Source organism: Proteus vulgaris (assembly GCF_016239305.1).
Classification (GTDB): Bacteria; Pseudomonadota; Gammaproteobacteria; order Enterobacterales; family Enterobacteriaceae; genus Proteus; species Proteus vulgaris_C.
In genome coordinates this window covers 339503-360598 of record NZ_JAEHOQ010000001.1, presented here as the reverse complement: position 1 = coordinate 360598, position 21096 = coordinate 339503, and the positions used below count along the sequence as shown (strand labels likewise).

11 protein-coding genes are annotated in these 21096 nt (G+C 32.7%); 8 read left to right on the top strand and 3 right to left on the bottom strand.

Annotated features, from left to right (window positions below; genetic code table 11):
* The first annotated feature begins 285 nt into the window (after window positions 1-285).
* Window positions 286-9267 (top strand): anthrax toxin-like adenylyl cyclase domain-containing protein, encoded by an 8982-nt coding sequence (locus JEP40_RS01545; protein WP_232799119.1) that lies wholly within the window; start codon window positions 286-288, stop codon window positions 9265-9267.
* Between the two features lie 60 nt (window positions 9268-9327).
* Here the strand turns inward: JEP40_RS01545 and yaaA are convergent, their stop codons facing one another.
* Window positions 9328-10110 carry a peroxide stress protein YaaA gene (gene yaaA, locus JEP40_RS01540; RefSeq protein WP_198622133.1) on the bottom strand — a complete coding sequence of 261 codons (783 nt, stop codon included), beginning with the start codon at window positions 10108-10110 and terminating at the stop codon, window positions 9328-9330.
* Window positions 10111-10414: 304 nt separating this feature from the next.
* Between yaaA and tal the strand changes: the two genes are divergently transcribed.
* The 5 genes from tal to dnaJ all read left to right on the top strand — a co-directional run bounded on the left by tal (window position 10415) and on the right by dnaJ (window position 16997).
* Window positions 10415-11368: a transaldolase gene (gene tal / locus JEP40_RS01535; RefSeq protein WP_109371855.1), complete on the top strand. Its 954-nt coding sequence runs from the start codon at window positions 10415-10417 to the stop codon at window positions 11366-11368.
* 183 nt (window positions 11369-11551) lie between these two features.
* Window positions 11552-12535, top strand: coding sequence for an SEL1-like repeat protein (locus JEP40_RS01530; RefSeq protein ID WP_198622132.1), 984 nt, complete (start codon window positions 11552-11554; stop codon window positions 12533-12535).
* Window positions 12536-12758: 223 nt separating this feature from the next.
* Window positions 12759-13346: a molybdopterin adenylyltransferase gene (gene mog, locus JEP40_RS01525; protein WP_198622131.1), complete on the top strand. Its 588-nt coding sequence runs from the start codon at window positions 12759-12761 to the stop codon at window positions 13344-13346.
* Between the two features lie 480 nt (window positions 13347-13826).
* Window positions 13827-15752, top strand: coding sequence for a molecular chaperone DnaK (dnaK, locus tag JEP40_RS01520; RefSeq protein WP_115350510.1), 1926 nt, complete (start codon window positions 13827-13829; stop codon window positions 15750-15752).
* Window positions 15753-15857: 105 nt separating this feature from the next.
* Window positions 15858-16997, top strand: coding sequence for a molecular chaperone DnaJ (dnaJ, locus tag JEP40_RS01515; protein ID WP_198622130.1), 1140 nt, complete (start codon window positions 15858-15860; stop codon window positions 16995-16997).
* Window positions 16998-17077: 80 nt separating this feature from the next.
* Here the strand turns inward: dnaJ and JEP40_RS01510 are convergent, their stop codons facing one another.
* On the bottom strand, window positions 17078-17923 hold the full coding sequence (locus JEP40_RS01510) for a DMT family transporter (protein ID WP_198622129.1): 846 nt from the start codon (window positions 17921-17923) through the stop codon (window positions 17078-17080).
* Between the two features lie 451 nt (window positions 17924-18374).
* Here JEP40_RS01510 and nhaA point away from each other — a divergent pair, with 451 nt between their 5' ends.
* Both nhaA and nhaR read left to right on the top strand, forming a co-directional pair.
* The gene (gene nhaA / locus JEP40_RS01505; RefSeq protein WP_198622128.1) at window positions 18375-19553 is read left to right on the top strand and encodes a Na+/H+ antiporter NhaA; all 1179 of its coding nucleotides are present in this window, start codon (window positions 18375-18377) and stop codon (window positions 19551-19553) included.
* A gap of 190 nt (window positions 19554-19743) precedes the next feature.
* Window positions 19744-20664, top strand: a complete 921-nt coding sequence (gene nhaR / locus JEP40_RS01500; protein ID WP_198622127.1) for a transcriptional activator NhaR — start codon at window positions 19744-19746, stop codon at window positions 20662-20664.
* 72 nt (window positions 20665-20736) lie between these two features.
* On the opposite strand, the gene rpsT is transcribed toward nhaR, so the two are convergent.
* On the bottom strand, window positions 20737-20997 hold the full coding sequence (gene rpsT, locus JEP40_RS01495) for a 30S ribosomal protein S20 (protein ID WP_004248964.1): 261 nt from the start codon (window positions 20995-20997) through the stop codon (window positions 20737-20739).
* Window positions 20998-21096: the final 99 nt, after the last annotated feature.

The following is a 21096-nucleotide window of genomic DNA, read 5'->3' as shown; positions in this document are numbered from 1 at the left end:
AATGATATTTATTATTTTTATATTACAAATGAAAAAAGTCAGTTATTATCAAAAATATTTAAAAAAATACCAAGATTAGAAGATTTTATTTTATTCTGTAAAGATAATGGTATTAATTTTACCACGATAGGATATAACGATGATGAAGGGGTATATTCAAAATTAGTAAAAAATAGCGATGAAATAAAAAAAATTGATGAACTCCTTTATGAACATACAATCCCGACTGAAAATATCGTATATATTGGGAGAAAAGAAAATATTTATAATTCTTTATATAATGATGTGTTTATTGAGGGTATTGCTCAAAAACTGAATGTACCTATTTATACTATCAATAATAGTGAAATTAAGTTATCAACAACGAAAAATATAAATTATAGCTATGATTATAAGAAAGAGGCTATTGTTAATGAATTTACTATAGAAAAAAATAGCGAGATAATTAAATCAAATTCTAATTATAATAGTATTCATCTATTTAATAACGTATATAAAAAACTCTCTTTTCTTTATCCCGATTTCAGAAAGAAAACTGAATTTCTAATTGGGTACAAAGATAATATTATGAATGTTATTCATGATTACTCGGAAAATATGACAATAAAAGATATTTTTGAATATATTGAGAAAAATAGATATAGGTTAACAATGAAAGAATTGGGTGCAATAGTAAGAGAAATTGATAATAAAATATTAGAAACAGAAATTAATAAAAAGCAAAAGAAAAAGTTTATTAGATTATTTAATAAAATAAAAAATGAAGGAAATATTGATAAAGAGGCGTATGTTATTTCATTTCCACAACAAATGATTTTATCAAAATTAAAAGATGGTGGAGAAGGGTATTGTGAATCACTTAGTATGTTGATCGCTGCAGCAAAACATTTGGAACATCATGGAGAGTATAGGCAAGGATCGCGATTTTTAAAAAAATTAGATAATATACTAAAAATATTAGATAAGAATAAGGTGGATGAAAAGGTTCCTTTTTCAGAACTTTCTTTAAATTATTCAGCTAAAAAATTACTTTTAACAATTGAAGAATTAAGTCAAAAACAGGTTTCTCTTTCTTCTCTAGCGGCTCATTTTCAACATGATAAAGCAGAGTTAACATTAAATGCTATTTTAAATCGATTATTAAAGGCAGAAAATACAGTAAAACCTCTTTATTTTCAGCTTTATACAAAAAAACATACTTTGCTTGTTTGGGCAAATAAAACATCGATAATATCAAATTTTGGTTTTTATGATCCTAATTTCGGTTTAGTGGAATTTTCGAGTGAAGAAAAATTTAGATCATATCTAATATCCTTTTTTAAAGGAAAAGATATTAATGCAGAAAAAATTTATCAACTAGATAAAAGCCAGTCGGGTGATATTATCTTTGATAAGGTGATTACGGTTAATACAGAAAGTCTCATACGGTACCAGTTTAAAAATAATCAAAAACTAAGTAGTTTTATTCTTGAACCTATTGTTTTATTTAATAATGAACTTCAATATAATGAATTATCAGAAAATAATGAAATTTATAAAAATCACACTGGTGATTTAGAATCAAAAAGACAAAATATTTTTAATATAACGTATAATGATATACGAGGTTGCTATATCTTTAGTGATAATAATTATTTAACAAGAAGAAAAACAGTATTATTATTCTCTAATGATAAATATGCCAATATAGATATTAATAATTATCAAATAGAGTATCAAAAAGCAGGTTATGATATATTTATCTTCGATTCATCAACTGAAAATTTAGATAAAGCATATCATTATTTAAACTCTGTTCGTGGAATTTCTGGAAATGATATTTTAATACACGCTAGTAATGATGATAGCAAACGTGCAATTGATCTCTATTATCATTTAAAAAAGAAAGGAAAAGCGATTGAAGGGATCGTATTAACCTCATCAAATAATAAAACTATATCAGTATTAGATAATTTTAATAAATTAGATGAAAATATAAAAATATATATCTCTTTTGATAATGATAGATATGATGATAATAACCTTTTAATAAAACGTAAAATTGAAAAATCTGGTACTGAGGTTAAAATATTTAGTTTTAGTTATCGTGAAGAATATAAAAGTTTTCATGATGTTAAAGCTAATCAGCACCCTTCAATTAGAAAGTTTTCTAATTACAAATCTAGAGATTTGTTATTAGTACCCATTGATAACTTAGAATTACTTCCTTTAATTGGTATGCCTGAAAATGACCAGCGTGTTTTTTCGCAAATTGCAGAAAGTGAAAATGTGATTATTGGCGTAAGACCCGTAGATACTAATTCAACAACCTTGATATCATCTAAAGAATACAGTAGTAAGAGTTTATTAATTAAAGGAAAAAGTTCTGATTGGGGACCTATGGCTGGATTTATCCCAATAGATCAGCGTTTAGCGAAAGCTTCTGCAAGGAAAGAGGCTGAAAAATATAATTTATTAATACAAGGATCACTTGAAAAAAATTATGCGATTAAAGTTCCTTTGACTCTTTCACTTGAAAGAGTCGATGAATTAATTGTAAAAGGAGTACTTATTGTATTAGAAGAAAAAGGTGATATTTTAAAAGTATCAGCTCTATTAGATGATATTCAGTATGAATTTTCTTTATCTCAGTTCGTTGAAGGAGATAGAAAATATTATACAGTTAATCAATATCAAGAAAATAGTTTAATTCCTGTTGAAGTTCTTGCTGATCCTATATCTAGAAAACCAATTATTGCAGATTATGATCTTTTTACTGTTATGTACCCTTATAGTGAATTAGGTTCTGAAACTAAAGTCAGACAACCGATGCCATGGGAAGAGTGGAAAGAAAGTGTTATTTATGATGAGTTAAGTGAAAAAAATAAAGAATATTATAATTCTCAAGATCTTTATGATCGTTATATTGGTGGACAACTTGGTTTTATTAGTGAAAAAGTTAATAAAATAAAAAATAGAATTAATGCTGATTTAGGCCGAGGTAAGGGATATGAAATTGTTCATCATGGTGCTGATGATGCTAATCCCTATGCTGTAATACATGATAATTTTCCAGCAACATTTTTTGTACCAGAAAAAATACGTAATAAAATTTTAAGTAATGATGAAAATAGATTAAAAAATTATTTTCATATTAATGATAATTATACAATTATTATTAGAGATGCAAAAGAATTTTCAAATTTCCAACAGTTAATGATTAACCATTCTTTTAGAACAATATTAAATGAACGCTGGAATGATGGGTTAGAAAGTAGTTATTTTTCTAAAGAAAGAAAAATATCGCATAGATTTATTTTAACAAAAGAACGTGTAGAGAAAGAATTAAGAAATAGAGAAGAAAATGAATATATCAAGTTGTTGAAAAAAAGAACTATTGATATTAATGAAAAATATTCTAACATACCTATTGATAACAAGAAGAAGTATTATAAAAGCCTCTATTATGATAAAGCGATTGAAGAGATCGAAAAATTAAAAAATATAAAAAATAAGATAAAAACAAATGAATTACATATTAATGAGATCTTATCTATTTCTACAACCTTAAAAAATAAGATTAGAAAAAATAAAATAGATTTAAATTGGTTTAAAACGGAAGGATATGAAATATTTAATTCTATTTTATTAAGTGATGATTATAGAATTATTATAAATAGAGAAAACGCCTCACGATTAAGTAATGTATTTGAAATAATATCTTTATTGCCTGAAGTAAAAAAATCCATCTATAAATCTATCACTGTTGATTCAATAGATAATTATATTAATAAAATAAAAATAGGAAGTAAAATTGCTATTAATGAAAATTTAATTACGCAAAAGAATAGTAATGAATTAAAAATAAATACAGATAATGTATTTATTTCTATAATAGGGGAGCATAATGGAAGAAATTTATCTCATCTCTATGAAGAGTATAAAAATAATATTCTGATAGCACCAGGAAAACATTTTAATGTTGTAAAACAGGAAAAGATAAACGAAAATCTTTTTATGGTGTTAGAAGCAACCAATTTCTTAGAAAAAAATGATATTACCTATGATTTAAGAACAGGAAAAGAAAATGGTATTTCTATTGATGGTAACAGAAGTACTGTAAACGAAATTTTAGAGAGTAAAGTAGCAAATGAAAAAATTATTGACTCTATAAATAAAATAAAAAATCAGTATATTCAACACCCAATAAAAAATAATATTATTGACAAAATTATTAACAATAAAATATCTCTTCAATATGCTATCCATAAATATTTTAATGATTTATCAATATTATTATCGTCTAATTCTTATAAAGAAATAAAGCATAAGTTAAATAGTGTTATCTATGATCCATTGATAGGAAGAAAATTTAATCATTATGTTGGTGGTGAAATTGATATTGATGAGTTTAATAAAGTTTTTCAATCTAAATTCTATTCTAATATTTCTATTTTAGAAAAAATACAGCATATAAAAATACTCGTTAATGCTATTTATGATACTCCCTATAATATTAACTTATTATCATTTTCTTCACAGGAGTTATTATCTGAGTTGTTTATTTCTAAGTATGGAAATGCAAATGCTCAATTATTGAGAAAAGTATCTAGTTTAGAAAGCTATTCAAGGATTATCAATACAATTGAAAATATGGAGTTTTATTTATCTAACAGAAAAGAGAATGAAGTTTATTCAATAAACGATATTTTTCATCATGTTAGTGAGCTGGAATGGCTAAAAGAAAAAATGAAAAATACGGTACAGCTATTAAGAAATAAATTATTAAGTAGTGGAAGCTATAATCATTCTCATCAAATAGATTTCTTTAATTTACCGCATTCATTTTATACTAGTATTACCGAAGGAATTTCATCATTGATGTTACTTTATAGTACTAATAATAAAAATAATGATGAATTAAAAATAAAAGATTTTTCTTTATTTGAAAGTTTATATAAGAAAAAAATTAAAAATAAATTAAATGAAGATGAGAAGATTTATTTATCAAAATTTGAAGAGCTTGTTGAAGTGTTATCAATAAAAGATACTATTGATGATAGTGTTATTTTTTTAAAGTATGGTAACTTAGAAAGTAATATTAATATATTATCTAATGGTGTTTATATTATTGATTTCCATGATAATAAAATGAGTTTAAATATTAATTCAAAAAATAAAGATGAAATTACTTACGATTTTTTTATTGATAAAATTGGTAGTGTTAAAATAACAGGGAAAGAAAGAAATAAATTAACTACTGAATTTCTCAGTTTTTTAAATGGCATTTTTTCAGGGGAAGATAATATATTAAAAGTAGTTGGTAGTGAAAGTAATTTAAATGGTTCAATTTATAAAGTAGATATGTCGTATGAAAAGAACTCTATAGATTTATTAAAACAGCTCGTGTTACATGAAGAAAAATTATTATCATATAAGTTAAAAAAATCACAAGTACGTATTCATGATATAGTAGTAGATAGAAAACTATTATCTTCTTTAGGATGTCGAATCGATGGCAAGGATATTGAAAGTGTTAAATTAAAAGATATTCCAAAATGGAAACATAAACTAACTTTTGATGCTGATAAATTAAATGATTTCTTTTTATCTGCATCAGGAAATGATAATGATAATAATGTTATTTTAGTCTTGAAAAAACTATTAAATAAAAAAGAAAGTAATATTAAAAAACTATTGTCGATAGATATTAATCGCACTGATTATTTAGCTGCTAAAGAGCGATTAACAAAACTATTAGAGTTAAATAAAGCCGTCATTGATTCATCATATTGGAATGCATTGAGATATCCATCACTTTCACTTCCTCGTCATATGAAAATTATTTCTAATATTGGTTATGGCAATATTGCTTTTGGGATTTGGCAATCTTTTAATTCCACCATGAATATGTTAGAACTTTTAAAAAATGAACATTTAAGTGAAACAGAACGAAAAGAGATAACCACAAATCTAGCAATTATGTGGACTGAAATGAGCTATAACGGTGTTTCAGAACTGATTGAAATCGCTGTTGCTAAAGGCATGCTAAAACATCGATCTAATGCGTTTGAGTATGCAGGAAAAATAAGTACACGTGTGGGTGTCGCACTTAATATTCTTTCTGTTGGATTTGATATTTATAATGCTTATGACAATTTTAGCCGTATTTCTTCGGAGTCAGATAGTCGAAAACGTGAAGACTATATAGTCAATGGCAGTATTGCGATTGTTTCCGCCTTAGTGACTATTGGTGTTTCTATTGCAATATTAGCGGGAAGCACCGTTGCGGGACCTATTGGTATTGTGGTTGGTGCTGCTATTGCTTTGGTAACCAGTATTTATAATGCGGTGAGAGTGGTTGAACAGGCAAAAGAAAAAATTTCATTTACGGTATGGGAGGAAATAGAAAGTGGTTTTCTCGCGGCATTTACGGGGAAAATAGCACCATATAAGCAAAATGAAATAACACTAAATGAAACTAAAGAACATATTAAAGCAACAACTGAAAATATTAGTCAAGAATATTATCAGCAATTAATTAAAATTAATCCTAATAGTAAATATTTTTATACTAATGAAGAATATCATTATGAAGATAAAAATTATTATCAAGTTGAGCCTACAATACTTCAAGATCCCACCGGACTACTTGGTAATGGAATAGGAAAAGTTATTGCATCAAATTTGCTCCCATTTATGACTCAAAAGGAAGTAGAAGCATTTTATAGTCGTTCAACTGATTTTGTGGCAATAAAAACACAATTTAAATATTATGAACCCAAAGAGGCAATAGGAACTGATGAGATATTAATTTTTGATGGTGAATTTTATGTTAATAGCTTAAAAAAATACACCATAGATATTGTTCAAAATAACAATAACCTAGAGTTGGATATTTATGATGATAATTATATAGAGAGCATTCAATTAACTCTAAGTAAAATAGAGCCTTTAAAGAAAAAAGTATCTAATGATATAACTTGTGTTAATAAAATACATACTTATTTTGATTATCAATTAAAAGAAAATGAAGAGTTTCATTTTAATACTAAAAATGGAGATGACATTATTGCTGCACCCGCTAATACAAAAAATTATTTTGATATTTATAACGGTACAAAACGATTAAGTGGGGGAGTAAAAGATGATATTTTTAATCTATATACAACAAAAGTACCTAAATTTGCCAGCCGTTTTTATGGGCGAGAAGGTAATGATACACTGCGTATTGCTGAAAAATCACCTGAACATTCTGGTTATGAAATTAACTTACAATCTAATTATGTAAAATTCTCTCATATTAAGGAACCTTCAAATGGTTTAAATTTTAAGGAAAAAAATTATTTTCACCAAGATGTAAAATCTGGGAATAAAGTACCTAAAGTATTAGTAGATACGATGCCAAATATCAAAGTGCAAGATCATGAGGTTATTGCATATTTGGATAATATAGAAAATATTATAGGAAGCAAAAATGGGAATGATTTATTAGTGGGAAATGATAACAATAACTATATTGATGGTGTATCTGGAAGCGATATGATTTGTGGTCATCAAGGTGATGATGTTATTCGTTTAATGGCAGGGGTCGCAGAAGGTGGTAAAGGAAATGATATTTATATTATTTCTCGTATGGCTGATAGCGAAATTGAGAAAAGCTTTACAAGTATCATTCTTTATGAACAGGAAGAAAAAGAAACAAGTATTGTTAGATTAAAATATAATTTCAATGAAATAAAAACGATAAAAAGAGATCGGTTGGATATTATTTTAGAGCTAGAAAATACTATTAATAAGAATTCTAATAAATTAAAGATCCCCTCGACATATTTACGTTTGAAAAATATCTATAAAAATATAGATGAAAGTCATATTAATCATCAATATAGCATAATAACAGACGATGGATTTATTTTTACACTAAATGATAACCCAGCACTACAGGATGAAGCATTATTTATATTTAGTTATTTTGAACATTATTCAACACGAAAAGATAAAATAGACTATTTTTCTATTGATGAACAAGAACGATTATTAACAGTACGATTTGGTAATGATAATGAAAAATATACGTTAAATTCTAAACTGAAATATAGTGGGATTGCTGTTGGCAATCTATTAGAGTTTGGATTGACAGGAAATAAAGGAAATAATACGTATTTCTCAATTACACCTAATTCATTCATTAATTTAAGTAATGGTCATGATACTTATCAACTGAAAAGCTTTATTGCCTCTGAACGTGATGACTCAATTTCTATTCTCCCTGGTATATCAGGTATTGAACCGAAGCTAAAAAGTACAGCAACAATTATTTTACCTGATGTAAGTGGTTACGATCTGAAGTTGGAAAAAGGTATTCTAATGCATCGTTATAATGTTAAAAAACATCTGACACTTGATATTGGTGAATATTATTTAGCTGAAATTTTAAAAGCAGATATTGAAATTCGTATTCTTGATAAAGAGGGTAAAGTTTTTAGGTTTCCTCATTTTCAAAGTGAAAATATTTTACTTGAACCTGTCATTAAAACGAAAATTGAGATAACAGATGGTCATGATAGTGTCATTATTCCTGAAGCGATAAGATTGAATAAATTTACTGCTAAAGAATGGGATCTTTCGTTATCGATAGGACATAATTCACTTCTTGCTAATGCATTAAAATCTAGCACTATTCCTGAGCTCGATTTATTACCTGTAATTGATATGTTAGAAGGTAATGATTTAATTATTAATAATAATGCAGGTAGTTCGATAATATCTGGTGGAGGAGGAGATGATACTTTGATTGTGACAAAAGGGCATCATATTCTTTTAGCTGAAGAGGGTAATGATAGCCTTTATGGCGGTGATGGTAATGATGTTCTAATTTCGGATAAGGGTAATGATTATTTAGAAGGTGGTGTTGGTAATGATATTTATATTATTAATCGGCATAAAGGTGAAGTAACTGTATTTGATAGCCAAGGTGACAACAAATTATTTATCATAGGATTAAAACAAGCTGAAACATTGCTCTCGTCACGCGAGAATAGTGATGAGCTATTAAAAACAGAAGATAGTGAATTTACACTGCGTATTAAAGATAGATATCAAGCAGAAAAATCACATCATGAGATAATACAGGTTGAGGCTGAATTAAGCGACATCGGGTTAAATACTATTATTCATGAAATGGCGCAGTTTAATGCCAATCAGCTTGCTTCAATGAATGGCTCACAATTACCGCCTTCATTGGATTGGTCATTGTTACCAGTAGTAGTAAATCAATTAAAATAATTAGATGTAAATAATAAAGCTCATATAAAAATTGAGCTTTATTATTATGTGATATCTATTTTATTTAACGTGATGTTCTGCACGTTTAAACACTAAAGTATTACCTTCAGATTCTGCTGAGTTAAATTGATAACCTTCTAAATCAAATTCTTTAAGTTGTATTTTGTCAGTAAGTTTTTCTTGAATAATAAAACGGCTCATTAATCCGCGAGCTTTTTTAGCATAAAAACTAATGACTTTATATTTCCCATTTTTCTCATCTAGAAAAACGGGCTTAATAATTTCAGCATTGAGTTTTTTCGAGTTAACTGACTTAAAATATTCGTCAGAGGCTAAATTAATTAAAACGTTATCACCTTGTTCTTCAATCGCTTTGTTTAATGTGTCTGTAATGGTGTTCCCCCAAAACTGGTATAAATCGCTACCTTTTTTATTTTTTAGTTTTATTCCCATTTCAAGACGATAGGGTTGCATTAAATCCAGAGGGCGCAATACACCATATAAACCTGAAAGCATGCGTAAATGTTGTTGAGCAAATTGAAAATCATCTTCAGAAAAAAGTTCAGCTTGCATGCCCGTATAAACATCACCTTTAAATGCCAAAATAGCTTGGCGTGCATTTTCTGGTGTGAAATTGGGTTGCCACTCACCAAAACGAGCAGCATTTAATCCTGCGAGTTTATCGCTTATCTTCATTAAACTTGCGATATCACTTGAAGATAACTTTCGACACTCTTCGATAAGTTGTTGGGAATATTTTAGCAATTCAGGTTGGGTGAAATGCGTTGTTGCTAAAGGCGATTCGAAGTCCAGTGTTTTAGCTGGTGAAATAGTAATTAGCATAATTCCCTCAATTGGCTATTTTAATGTTGCTCAAATATAACAAATTCTTTCGATAATAGGCTAAATTATAGTGATAGGAAAAAACAATGGTTTCTCTTATTTAGGGTGAAAATCGATAAATTAAACGATTCAGCTTGCGATCTTCTTCTGTTTTTTTCTGCTTTTGTTTCGCGAAAACGTTTGGCATTCAAATAATTGCTTTGTATGAATCTAAGCGTCTTGTAGTGTGAGCAGTCCATGTTATTATCAATAGATATCCGCAGGTGACTGCAAACAGATTTACCTAGTAGATGAGATAAACAAAATGACCAACAAATTGACTTCTTTGCGTAAACTGACAACAGTTGTTGCTGACACTGGCGACATTGCAGCAATGAAACTGTATCAGCCTCAAGACGCAACTACCAACCCATCTTTAATTTTAAATGCAGCTCAAATTCCTGAATATCGTAAATTAATTGATGAAGCGATTGAATGGGCACGCTCACAAAGCGATTCTCGTGAACAACAAATCGTTGATGCTTGTGACAAGCTGGCAGTAAATATTGGTTTAGAAATTTTAAAACTGATCCCTGGCCGTATTTCAACAGAAGTGGATGCTCGCCTATCTTATGATACTCAAGCATGTATCGAAAAAGCGCGTCACTTAATGAAGCTTTATAACGATGCAGGTATTAGTAACGACCGTATTCTTATCAAATTAGCATCTACTTGGCAGGGTATTCGCGCTGCAGAGCAATTAGAAAAAGAAGGTATCAACTGTAACCTGACTTTATTGTTCTCTTTTGCTCAAGCTCGTGCATGTGCTGAAGCGGGTGTTTATCTGATTTCTCCATTCGTTGGTCGTATCATGGATTGGTATAAAGCTAATACAGATAAAAAAGAATTTGCACCTGCTGAAGATCCAGGTGTTATTTCTGTGACTGAAATCTACAACTATTACAAACAACATGGTTATAACACTGTTGTTATGGGCGCAAGCTTCCGTAATATGGGTGAAATTTTAGAATTAGCCGGTTGTGACCGCTTAACTATCGCACCAGCACTGTTAAAAGAATTATCAGAAGCTGAAGGTGAAGTTGAACATAAGTTATCTTATAAAGGTGAAGTGAAAGCACGTCCAGAAGCTATCACTGAAGCACAATTCTATTGGGAGCATAATGCAGACCCAATGGCAGTAGATAAATTATCTGACGGTATTCGTAAATTTGCTGTCGATCAGGAAAAATTAGAGAAAATGATTGCGGATTTATTATAATTCGTCGTTAAATTCTTATAAAAATCTTAAATACCCATCTTTTATAGGTGGGTATTTTCATTTTTTTCTTCTCAAAATAACATTTAAGAAAATTTTAAGATTAAATTGATTGGAATAAATTATTTATCCAGTAATAATTATAAAAATATATTATTAAAATACTCTATTTATTATTGGTGAATTATGAAAAAGATTGTCTTGGCAACGGTACTTGCATCGTTATTTTTCGGTGGCGCTGCAATGGCAGAAAGCAAAACCGCTTTCTCTTTACCTGCAATTGAAAAAAGTGCTGAAGGTGGAAATTCAGCGTCTCAATATCAATTGGGCGTAAAATATGAGAATGGCGAAGGTGTGGAACAAGATGCACAAAAGGCATTGGAATGGTATACCAAAGCCGCAGAGCAAGGTCATGCTGAAGCACAGTTAAACTTAGCACTTATGTATGACATGAGCGATGATATTGATCGCGATGCAGAAAAAGCGGTTTATTGGTATAATAAAGCTGCGGTTCAAGGCGTTTCTTTAGCGCAATACAACCTTGCTGTTTCTTATGATGATGGTGATGGTGTAGAGCAAGATCATGAGAAAGCCGTGTATTGGTACACTAAAGCCGGTGAGCAAGGTGATAGTGATGCGCAATATAATCTCGGTATCTCTTATGATGAAGGTATCGGTGTAGCACAAGATCATGAAAAAGCGGTTGTTTGGTATACAAAAGCAGCAGAACAAGGCCATTCTGATGCACAATATAATCTTGCTGTCTCTTATGACGACGGTGAAGGTGTAGAACGTAACGGTGCTAAAGCTGTTTTCTGGTATACGAAGGCTGCAAACCAAGGTAATCGTGACGCACAAAATAACTTGGGTGTGATGTACGATGAAGGTGATGGCGTGGCTAAAGATGCACGTAAAGCCGTTGAATGGTACAGAAAATCAGCTATTCAAGGTAATGGTCTTGCGCAAAACAACCTCGCGTTAAATTATTACTACGGTAAAGGCGTTAAACGTGACCTGAAAGAAGCTTATGCATGGTTTACTGTTGCTGTTGAAAATGGTGATGGTGATGAAGCAATGCTAAAACGTACCGCTCGCGCATTAAATGCGGCACAATTAGCGGAAGCAAAAAGTTTAGCAGCATCTTATATGGTTAAATATATTGATGAGTAATATTAATTAATATTATTCAAGATTAAAGAGAGGGAGCTTATGCTCCCTTTTTCTATTTTAGTTAGCGATAAATAAAAAATAGATTGTTATCAATTTTTATTATCCGTTCTCAATAATCAAATATTAAACATCATTAATATATTGAGATTATTTTTAATTCTCTTGTGTTCTCATGGTAATATCTGCGCGCAAGTTAGATGGTCATTGATTAATTGAGGTTGATATGAACGAATTACGCATAGGGTTAGTTTCTGTTTCTGATCGTGCATCAAGTGGGGTTTATGAAGATAAAGGCTTACCCGCTTTAGAGGCTTGGCTAAAAACTGCGTTAACAACGCCTTTTCATATCGAATCTCGTTTGATCCCAGATGAGCAATTGATGATTGAGCAAACTCTTTGTGAACTTGTTGATGAATCAGGTTGCCATTTAGTGCTAACAACGGGAGGAACGGGTCCTGCACGCCGTGATGTTACTCCTGATGCGACAATGGCCATTGCAGATAGAGAAATGCCTGGTTTTGGTGAACAAATGCGCCAAATTAGTTTGAAATTTGTACCCACTGCGATTTTATCTCGGCAAGTTGGTGTTATTCGTAACCAAGCATTAATTTTAAACTTACCTGGACAACCTAAAGCGATTGCAGAAACGCTAGAAGGATTAAAAGACAGCGAAGGTAACGTGATTGTTAGTGGTATTTTTGCGAGTGTGCCTTATTGTATCCAGTTGTTAGATGGCCCTTACATTGAAACAAACGAAGATATTGTTACAGCATTTAGACCAAAATCAGCCCGTCGTCCTACTTCTGCATAAATAATTTAAGAGGTTATTCGAACTATTTGTATGAATGATTGGAATTCATGCTGTAATCAGGTAGTACAAAAATAACCTCATTCTATTCAATCTTCTTTTCTTTTTTTATTAAAAAATATTAATTTTCAATTAGTTACGTCTATATTTTCGGTTAAATCTTAAAATTTGTGCATTAATTCGCCATGATGTTATTTATGTTTCATGTAACTATTTGATAAAAATTGATTTTTAATTTATTAAGTCTTTCCCGATCTAATTTTTTCGCATTTTTTGCATTTTTTTTTATGATTCCCCTTGATGAATGTATTTATGACCCCATCTTCTTTTCAACTGCAATTACCACTATTGAGTTGCGTTGATTTTATATCCGCTTTGAGATGATGTTGTTAAGTCTATTAATTTTTGACTTGAAAAATGAATATTCATCCTCATATAGATTGGTAGTCAAATTGATAAAGAATTCTCTTTGGAGGCGTTTAAATGGGTAAAATTATTGGTATTGACCTGGGTACAACTAACTCTTGTGTTGCTGTAATGGATGGCAAAACTGCCCGGGTTATTGAAAACAGTGAGGGCGATCGTACTACTCCTTCAATCGTTGCATATGCACAAGATGGTGAAATCTTAGTTGGTCAGCCAGCAAAACGTCAGGCTGTGACTAACCCACAAAATACTTTATTTGCCATCAAACGTTTAATTGGCCGTCGTTTTGAAGATGAAGAAGTTCAACGTGACGTTGCTATCATGCCTTACAAAATTGTTAAGGCTGATAATGGTGATGCTTGGATTGAAGCTCGTAACGATAAAATGGCTCCACCACAAGTATCTGCTGAAGTCCTGAAAAAAATGAAGAAAACAGCAGAAGACTATTTAGGTGAAGCAGTTACTGAAGCAGTTATTACTGTTCCTGCTTACTTTAACGATGCGCAACGTCAAGCAACTAAAGATGCAGGTCGTATCGCAGGTCTTGAAGTTAAACGTATTATTAACGAACCAACTGCGGCTGCTCTGGCTTATGGTTTAGACCGTGAAGTCGGTAACCGTACTATCGCAGTTTATGACTTAGGTGGTGGTACATTCGATATCTCTATCATCGAAATCGATGAAGTAGATGGCGAAAAAACCTATGAAGTTCTGTCAACCAATGGTGATACTCACTTAGGTGGTGAAGACTTCGATAGTCGTTTAATTAACTACTTAGTTGATGAATTTAAAAAAGAACAAGGCATTGATCTACGTAACGATCCATTAGCAATGCAACGTCTGAAAGAAGCGGCTGAAAAAGCGAAAATTGAATTATCTTCAGCACAACAAACAGATGTTAACTTGCCATACGTTACTGCTGATGCAACAGGTCCTAAGCACTTAAATATCAAAGTAACTCGTGCAAAATTGGAATCTTTAGTTGAAGATTTAGTTAAGCGTTCAATGGAACCAGTACGTGTTGCTTTAGAAGATGCTGGCCTGAAAGTAAGCGAAGTTAACGACGTTATCCTGGTTGGTGGTCAAACTCGTATGCCAATGGTCCAGAAGACTGTTGCTGATTTCTTCGGTAAAGAACCACGTAAAGACGTTAACCCAGATGAAGCGGTTGCAATGGGGGCTGCTGTTCAAGGTGGTGTATTAGCGGGGGATGTTAAAGACGTTCTGTTACTTGACGTAACTCCACTGTCTTTAGGTATCGAAACAATGGGTGGTGTAATGACATCTCTGATTGCAAAAAATACCACAATCCCAACTAAACATAGCCAAGTGTTCTCTACCGCAGAAGATAACCAATCTGCAGTAACTATTCACGTATTACAAGGTGAACGTAAACGTGCTAGTGATAACAAATCACTGGGTCAATTTAACTTAGATGGTATTCAGGCTGCGCCACGCGGTATGCCACAAATCGAAGTTACTTTTGATATCGATGCTGATGGTATTTTGCATGTATCAGCTAAAGATAAAAACAGTGGTCGCGAGCAAAATATCACAATTAAAGCTTCTTCTGGTTTAAATGAAGAAGAAATCCAAAAAATGGTACGTGATGCAGAAGCCAACGCAGAATCAGACCGTAAATTTGAAGAATTAGTGCAAACTCGTAACCAAGCTGACCAATTAGTTCACGGTACTCGTAAACAAATTGAAGAAGCAGGTGATAAATTACCAGCGAACGATAAAGAAGCTATCGAAAAAGCGGTAAGTGAATTAGAAATTGCGTCTAAAGGCGAAGATAAAGACGCTATTGAAGCAAAAATTAAAGCATTAGTAGAAGCTTCTGAAAAACTGTTAGAAATCGCACAACAACAAGCACAGGCTGGCGCTGCAGGTAATGCTGCTGGCGCAGATGCAAGTGCGAAGAAAGATGATGATGTTGTCGATGCAGAATTTGAAGAAGTTGACGGCAAAGATAAGAAATAATGCCCTTAACGGGCCACGGTAACTCACTTGTGAATAGTTACTGATACCGAACACGGGCGTCGAGGAAACTCTACGCCCGTGTGCTTATGTCAAGGGTAATCTAGAATGGCAAAAAGAGATTTTTACGAAGTTCTCGGTTTAAGCAAAAACGCCGATGAAAAAGAAATTAAACGTGCATATAAGCGTTTAGCAATGAAATATCACCCAGACCGTAATCAGGGGGATAAAGAGTCAGAATCAAAATTTAAAGAAATCAAAGAAGCCTATGAAGTCTTAAGTGATGCGCAAAAACGTGCAGCTTACGATCAATATGGTCATGCAGCCTTTGAGCAAGGCGGATTTGGTGGTCAAGGTGGTGGCGGTTTTGGTGGTGGCGCTGACTTTGGTGATATTTTCGGTGATGTTTTTGGTGATATTTTTGGTGGTGGTCGCCGTCAACAACGTGCATCACGAGGTTCTGACTTACAATACAACATGGACTTAACGCTTGAAGAAGCGGTTCGTGGTGTGACTAAAGAAATTCGTATACCGACATTAGAAACTTGTGATAAATGCCATGGTAGTGGTGCTAAAGAAGGTACTTCGGCAGAAACATGCTCTACCTGTCATGGTGCGGGTCAGGTTCATTTACGTCAAGGTTTCTTCACTGTACAGCAAGCATGTCCAACGTGCCATGGTCGCGGTAAAGTGATTAAAGAGCCTTGCTCTAAATGTCATGGTGATGGTCGTGTTGAGCGTTATAAAACACTGTCTGTTAAAATTCCAGCTGGCGTTGATACGGGTGATCGGATCCGCTTAAGTGGTGAAGGTGAAGCGGGCGAAAATGGTGCACCAGCAGGCGATTTATATGTACAGGTTCATGTTCGCCAACATCATATATTTGAGCGCGATGGTAATAACCTTTATTGCGAAGTTCCGATTAACTTTGCGATTGCTGCTTTGGGGGGCGAAATTGAAGTTCCTACACTGGATGGCCGTGTAAAACTTAAAATCCCAGCAGAAACTCAAACGGGCAAAATGTTCCGTATGAAAGGTAAAGGTGTCAAGTCTGTACGCAGTAGCACTGTCGGTGATTTGATGTGCCGTGTTGTTGTTGAAACCCCTGTTAAACTCAATGAGAAACAAAAAGAGTTAATGGAACAACTTGGTGAATCATTTGGTGGTAAAAGTGGTGAGAAAAATACACCGCGCTCTAAAAGTTTTCTAGATGGTGTAAAAAAATTCTTTGATGATTTAACGAAATAATTTTTATTACCCCCCTTTCAAAAAGGCCTGATGACAGTATTTATCATCAGGCCTTTTTATTTGAATATGATGGCTCAAGATCACCCCATTTTGATGGCGACAATACCCGCTAAAATGACTAAACAGGCTAATAATTGTTTACGGTTAAACTGTTCTTTTAGCAAATAAACAGATAAGACCATAGCAAATAGTACGCTGGTTTCTCTTAATGCTGCTACAAGCACAATAGAAGCATGACTCATCGCCCATATCACAATGCCATAACTGACTAATTGCATGATCCCACCTAAAAACGCGGGCTTCCAATAATCTTTTATTTTTGCTTTTAAGTGCTGGCGATAACGAAGCCATGCCAGTAAATACATTGCGATACCATTTAAAAAGAAGAGCCATAAAATATAAGCAAAAGGTGTTTCTCCCACTCGGGAGCCATTACCATCAGAAAGGGTATAACTTGCGGTAAATAATGCAGTAAGGAGCGCAAAAAAGAGTGCATCTTTACGTAAATTAAACGTCGCTATTTTTCTGCTACGTGAAATAAGGATAATACCCAAAATAATCAATAAAATGCCGATTAAGCCAGTAACAGGAAGTGTTTCATGAAAAAGAAAAAAGCTAAGAACAGCAGTCATTAATGGCGCACTACCACGAGAAATCGGATAGACCTGATTAAAATCTGCCAAGGTATAACATCGGCTTAAAGAAAGAGTGTAACCAATATGAAATAGGACGGAAAGAATAAGCCATTTCCATGCCCCTAGTTCGGGTAGTCCAATCCAAAACAGAGCAGGGATTGTCACAATACCTGAAAAAAATGTAAGTAACGAGATCCCCAAAAATCGATCACTGCCTACTTTGACTAATGCATTCCAACATGCATGGAAGACAGCGGCAAATAGCACGGCAATAAAAACGATAATCGACATATTGATAGAGGCCTTTGTACTAAAGCAAAAATTATTTTTATAAAACCATAACACAATGGGTAAATAGTGAAATATATAACATTTTCTTTTTCCTCATAATCTGAGAATGCTATAAATGAAAAAGTTAAAAATAATATTATTTTGTGATAATTAAAAATTAGTATGTTTGATCTATTTTATTGGTTGACGTTGTTTATTGAATTAGATGTTTGTTTTTACTAATAAGTTAAAAAATGGCATATTTATCAAATTGTTGTAATTTTATTATTCAATTATCGTTTTCTTTTTCTATTAAGAAATAATGTTGATTAATCTCGAGTATCTATCTTGTTTTTCTTAATATTTCTTATTTAACTCGAAAAAAGCGAGTTATTATCCATAAATAAACTGTTTTTTACGAATCCATGGTTAGCATATTATTAACAAGATTAGTGATTTTGAGGTTAATATTATGACGGCAATTATTAGACAGTTTTTGAGATTAGAGGCATCAGGCGGTATTCTTCTGATTATTGCTGCTATTATCGCATTGATTATGGCGAATACACCTCTAAGTGCTTTGTATAATGAGTTTTTATCTATTCCTATTATGATCAAGTTTGGTGCATTCGAACTTGATAAGCCATTACTGCTTTGGGTAAATGATGCCTTAATGGCCATTTTCTTTTTAGTGGTTGGATTAGAAGTTAAGCGTGAATTAAAAGAAGGCTCTTTAGCTCAACGTGATAGAGCTATTTTCCCTGCAATTGCTGCTGTAGGCGGTATGTTAGCTCCTGCATTGGTTTATCTTATGTTTAATCATGCTGATGCTGTTGGGCAACAAGGTTGGGCAATTCCAGCAGCAACAGATATTGCATTTGCATTGGGGGTGATGGCGTTATTAGGTAAACGTGTCCCTGTTGAATTAAAGGTTTTCTTATTAGCCTTGGCGATTATCGATGACTTAGGCGTTATTGTGATTATCGCACTCTTTTATTCAAAGAGTATTGCACTGATGCCATTGGCTTTGGCTGGGTTGATTGTTATTGCTCTGGGGATAATGAATTGGCGTAAAGTTGGCAATACAGCCGCTTATTTAGTTCTTGGATTTATTTTGTGGGTGTGTATTTTAAAATCGGGCATTCATGCCACTATTGCGGGTGTCATTGTCGGATTCATTATCCCATTAAGAAATAAAGAAGGTGATTCACCTTCTGAAGAATTAGAGCATGTGTTACATCCTTGGGTTGCCTATTTAATTTTGCCACTATTTGCATTTAGTAATGCAGGAGTTTCCTTAAATGGTGTGACGTTAGATGGCATATTATCAGCATTGCCATTAGGTATCGCATTAGGCCTATTTTTAGGTAAGCCGATTGGAATTTTTCTCTTTAGTTGGGTTTCGGTAAAACTAGGCATTGCAAAATTACCAGATGCGATTAATCTTAAGCAAATATTTGCAGTATCTGTGCTCTGTGGTATCGGTTTTACTATGTCTATCTTTATCGCAGGATTAGCATTTGATGGTGCAAGTGAAGCTTATAACACCTACTCTAAGCTTGGTATTTTAGTAGGTTCAACGGTAGCTGCAGTTGTGGGATATTTGTTGCTTCGTTCTGTTTTACCGAAGTCAAAAACGAAGCCAATATAAGGAAATTTATTACGGATTTGAGTTTCTCAACACAATAAATACCGAGCTATATATTTAAATCTACGGTGCAATACAGTGTATTGTGCCGTAGGTGTTTTTATGAGGATTGGATGCAAGGAAAGCCAATCGCAAACTAATGCGTTATTACATAGTCTGTGTCTAAGGCACAGAAGTTGAAAGGAAGATAACTATGCGGGTGTCACATCTCAATTTTAACCATCTTTATTATTTTTGGCATGTGTGTAAAGAAGGCTCTGTTGTAGGTGCAGCAGAAGCTCTGTATCTGACACCTCAGACAATTACAGGGCAAATTAAAGCATTAGAAGAAAGGTTGGGTGGTAAGTTGTTTAAACGCCAAGGAAGGGGGTTAGTGCCTTCAGAATTGGGGCAACTTATTTTCCGTTATGCCGATAAAATGTTTATGCTAAGCCAAGAGATGCTGGATATCGTCAACTATAGTCGTGAATCGAACTTGTTGTTTGATGTCGGAGTTGCTGATGCATTATCTAAACAATTAGTCAGTCGCGTATTAGAAACGGCTGTGATTGATCATGAGCAAATCCATCTGCGCTGTTTTGAATCAACGCATGAATTACTATTAGAGCAATTAAGCCAGCATAAGCTGGATATGATTTTATCAGATTGCCCTGTGGATTCTTCACAACAAGAAGGTCTGTTTTCTGTAAAACTCGGTGAATGTAATATGAGTTTCTTTTGCAGCCATCCACTTCCTGAAAAACCCTTTCCTGAATGTTTAGAAGAGCGAAAATTACTCATTCCTGGTCGTCGATATATGTTAGGTCGCCATTTGTTAACGTGGATACGTAATAAAAATCTGCAAGTGGAAATATTGGGGGAGTTTGATGATGCGGCATTAATGAAAGCATTCGGATTAAATTATAATGCTATTTTTGTAGCCCCTTCACTGTATACCGATGAAACTTTTGCTCATAGTAATATTGAAGAAATTGGGAAACTTGATACTGTAAAAGAAGAGTATTATGCGATTTTTGCAGAGCGGATGATCCAACACCCAGCCGTTCAACGCGTTTGTAATACTGATTTTTCAGAGCTTTTTAATGGGAACAAGAAGAGTGTTGTAAATTCATAAGTGATTTACGGTTAAAAAGTAGAAAACAAAAAACCGGCATAAGCCGGTTTTTTATAACACAAGAAAGCAATATTACATTGCTTTGATTTGTGCTTGCAGATTAGCTTTATGACGTGCAGCTTTATTCTTGTGAATTAAGCCTTTAGTTGCCTGACGGTCAACAATTGGTTGCATGTCATTAAATGCTTTTTGTGCTGCTTCTTTATCACCTGAAGCAACTGCTGCGTATACTTTTTTAATGTAAGTACGCATCATAGAACGACGGCTTGCGTTGTGCTGACGACGCTTTTCAGACTGAACCGCACGTTTCTTAGCTGATTTGATATTAGCCAAGTTCCAACTCCCAAATATATTCTAGCGAGGACAAATACAAAGGTGAAGGAATATGCCTTTTCAACCTAAGTTTGTCAATGGATTTATACAAAATTAGCG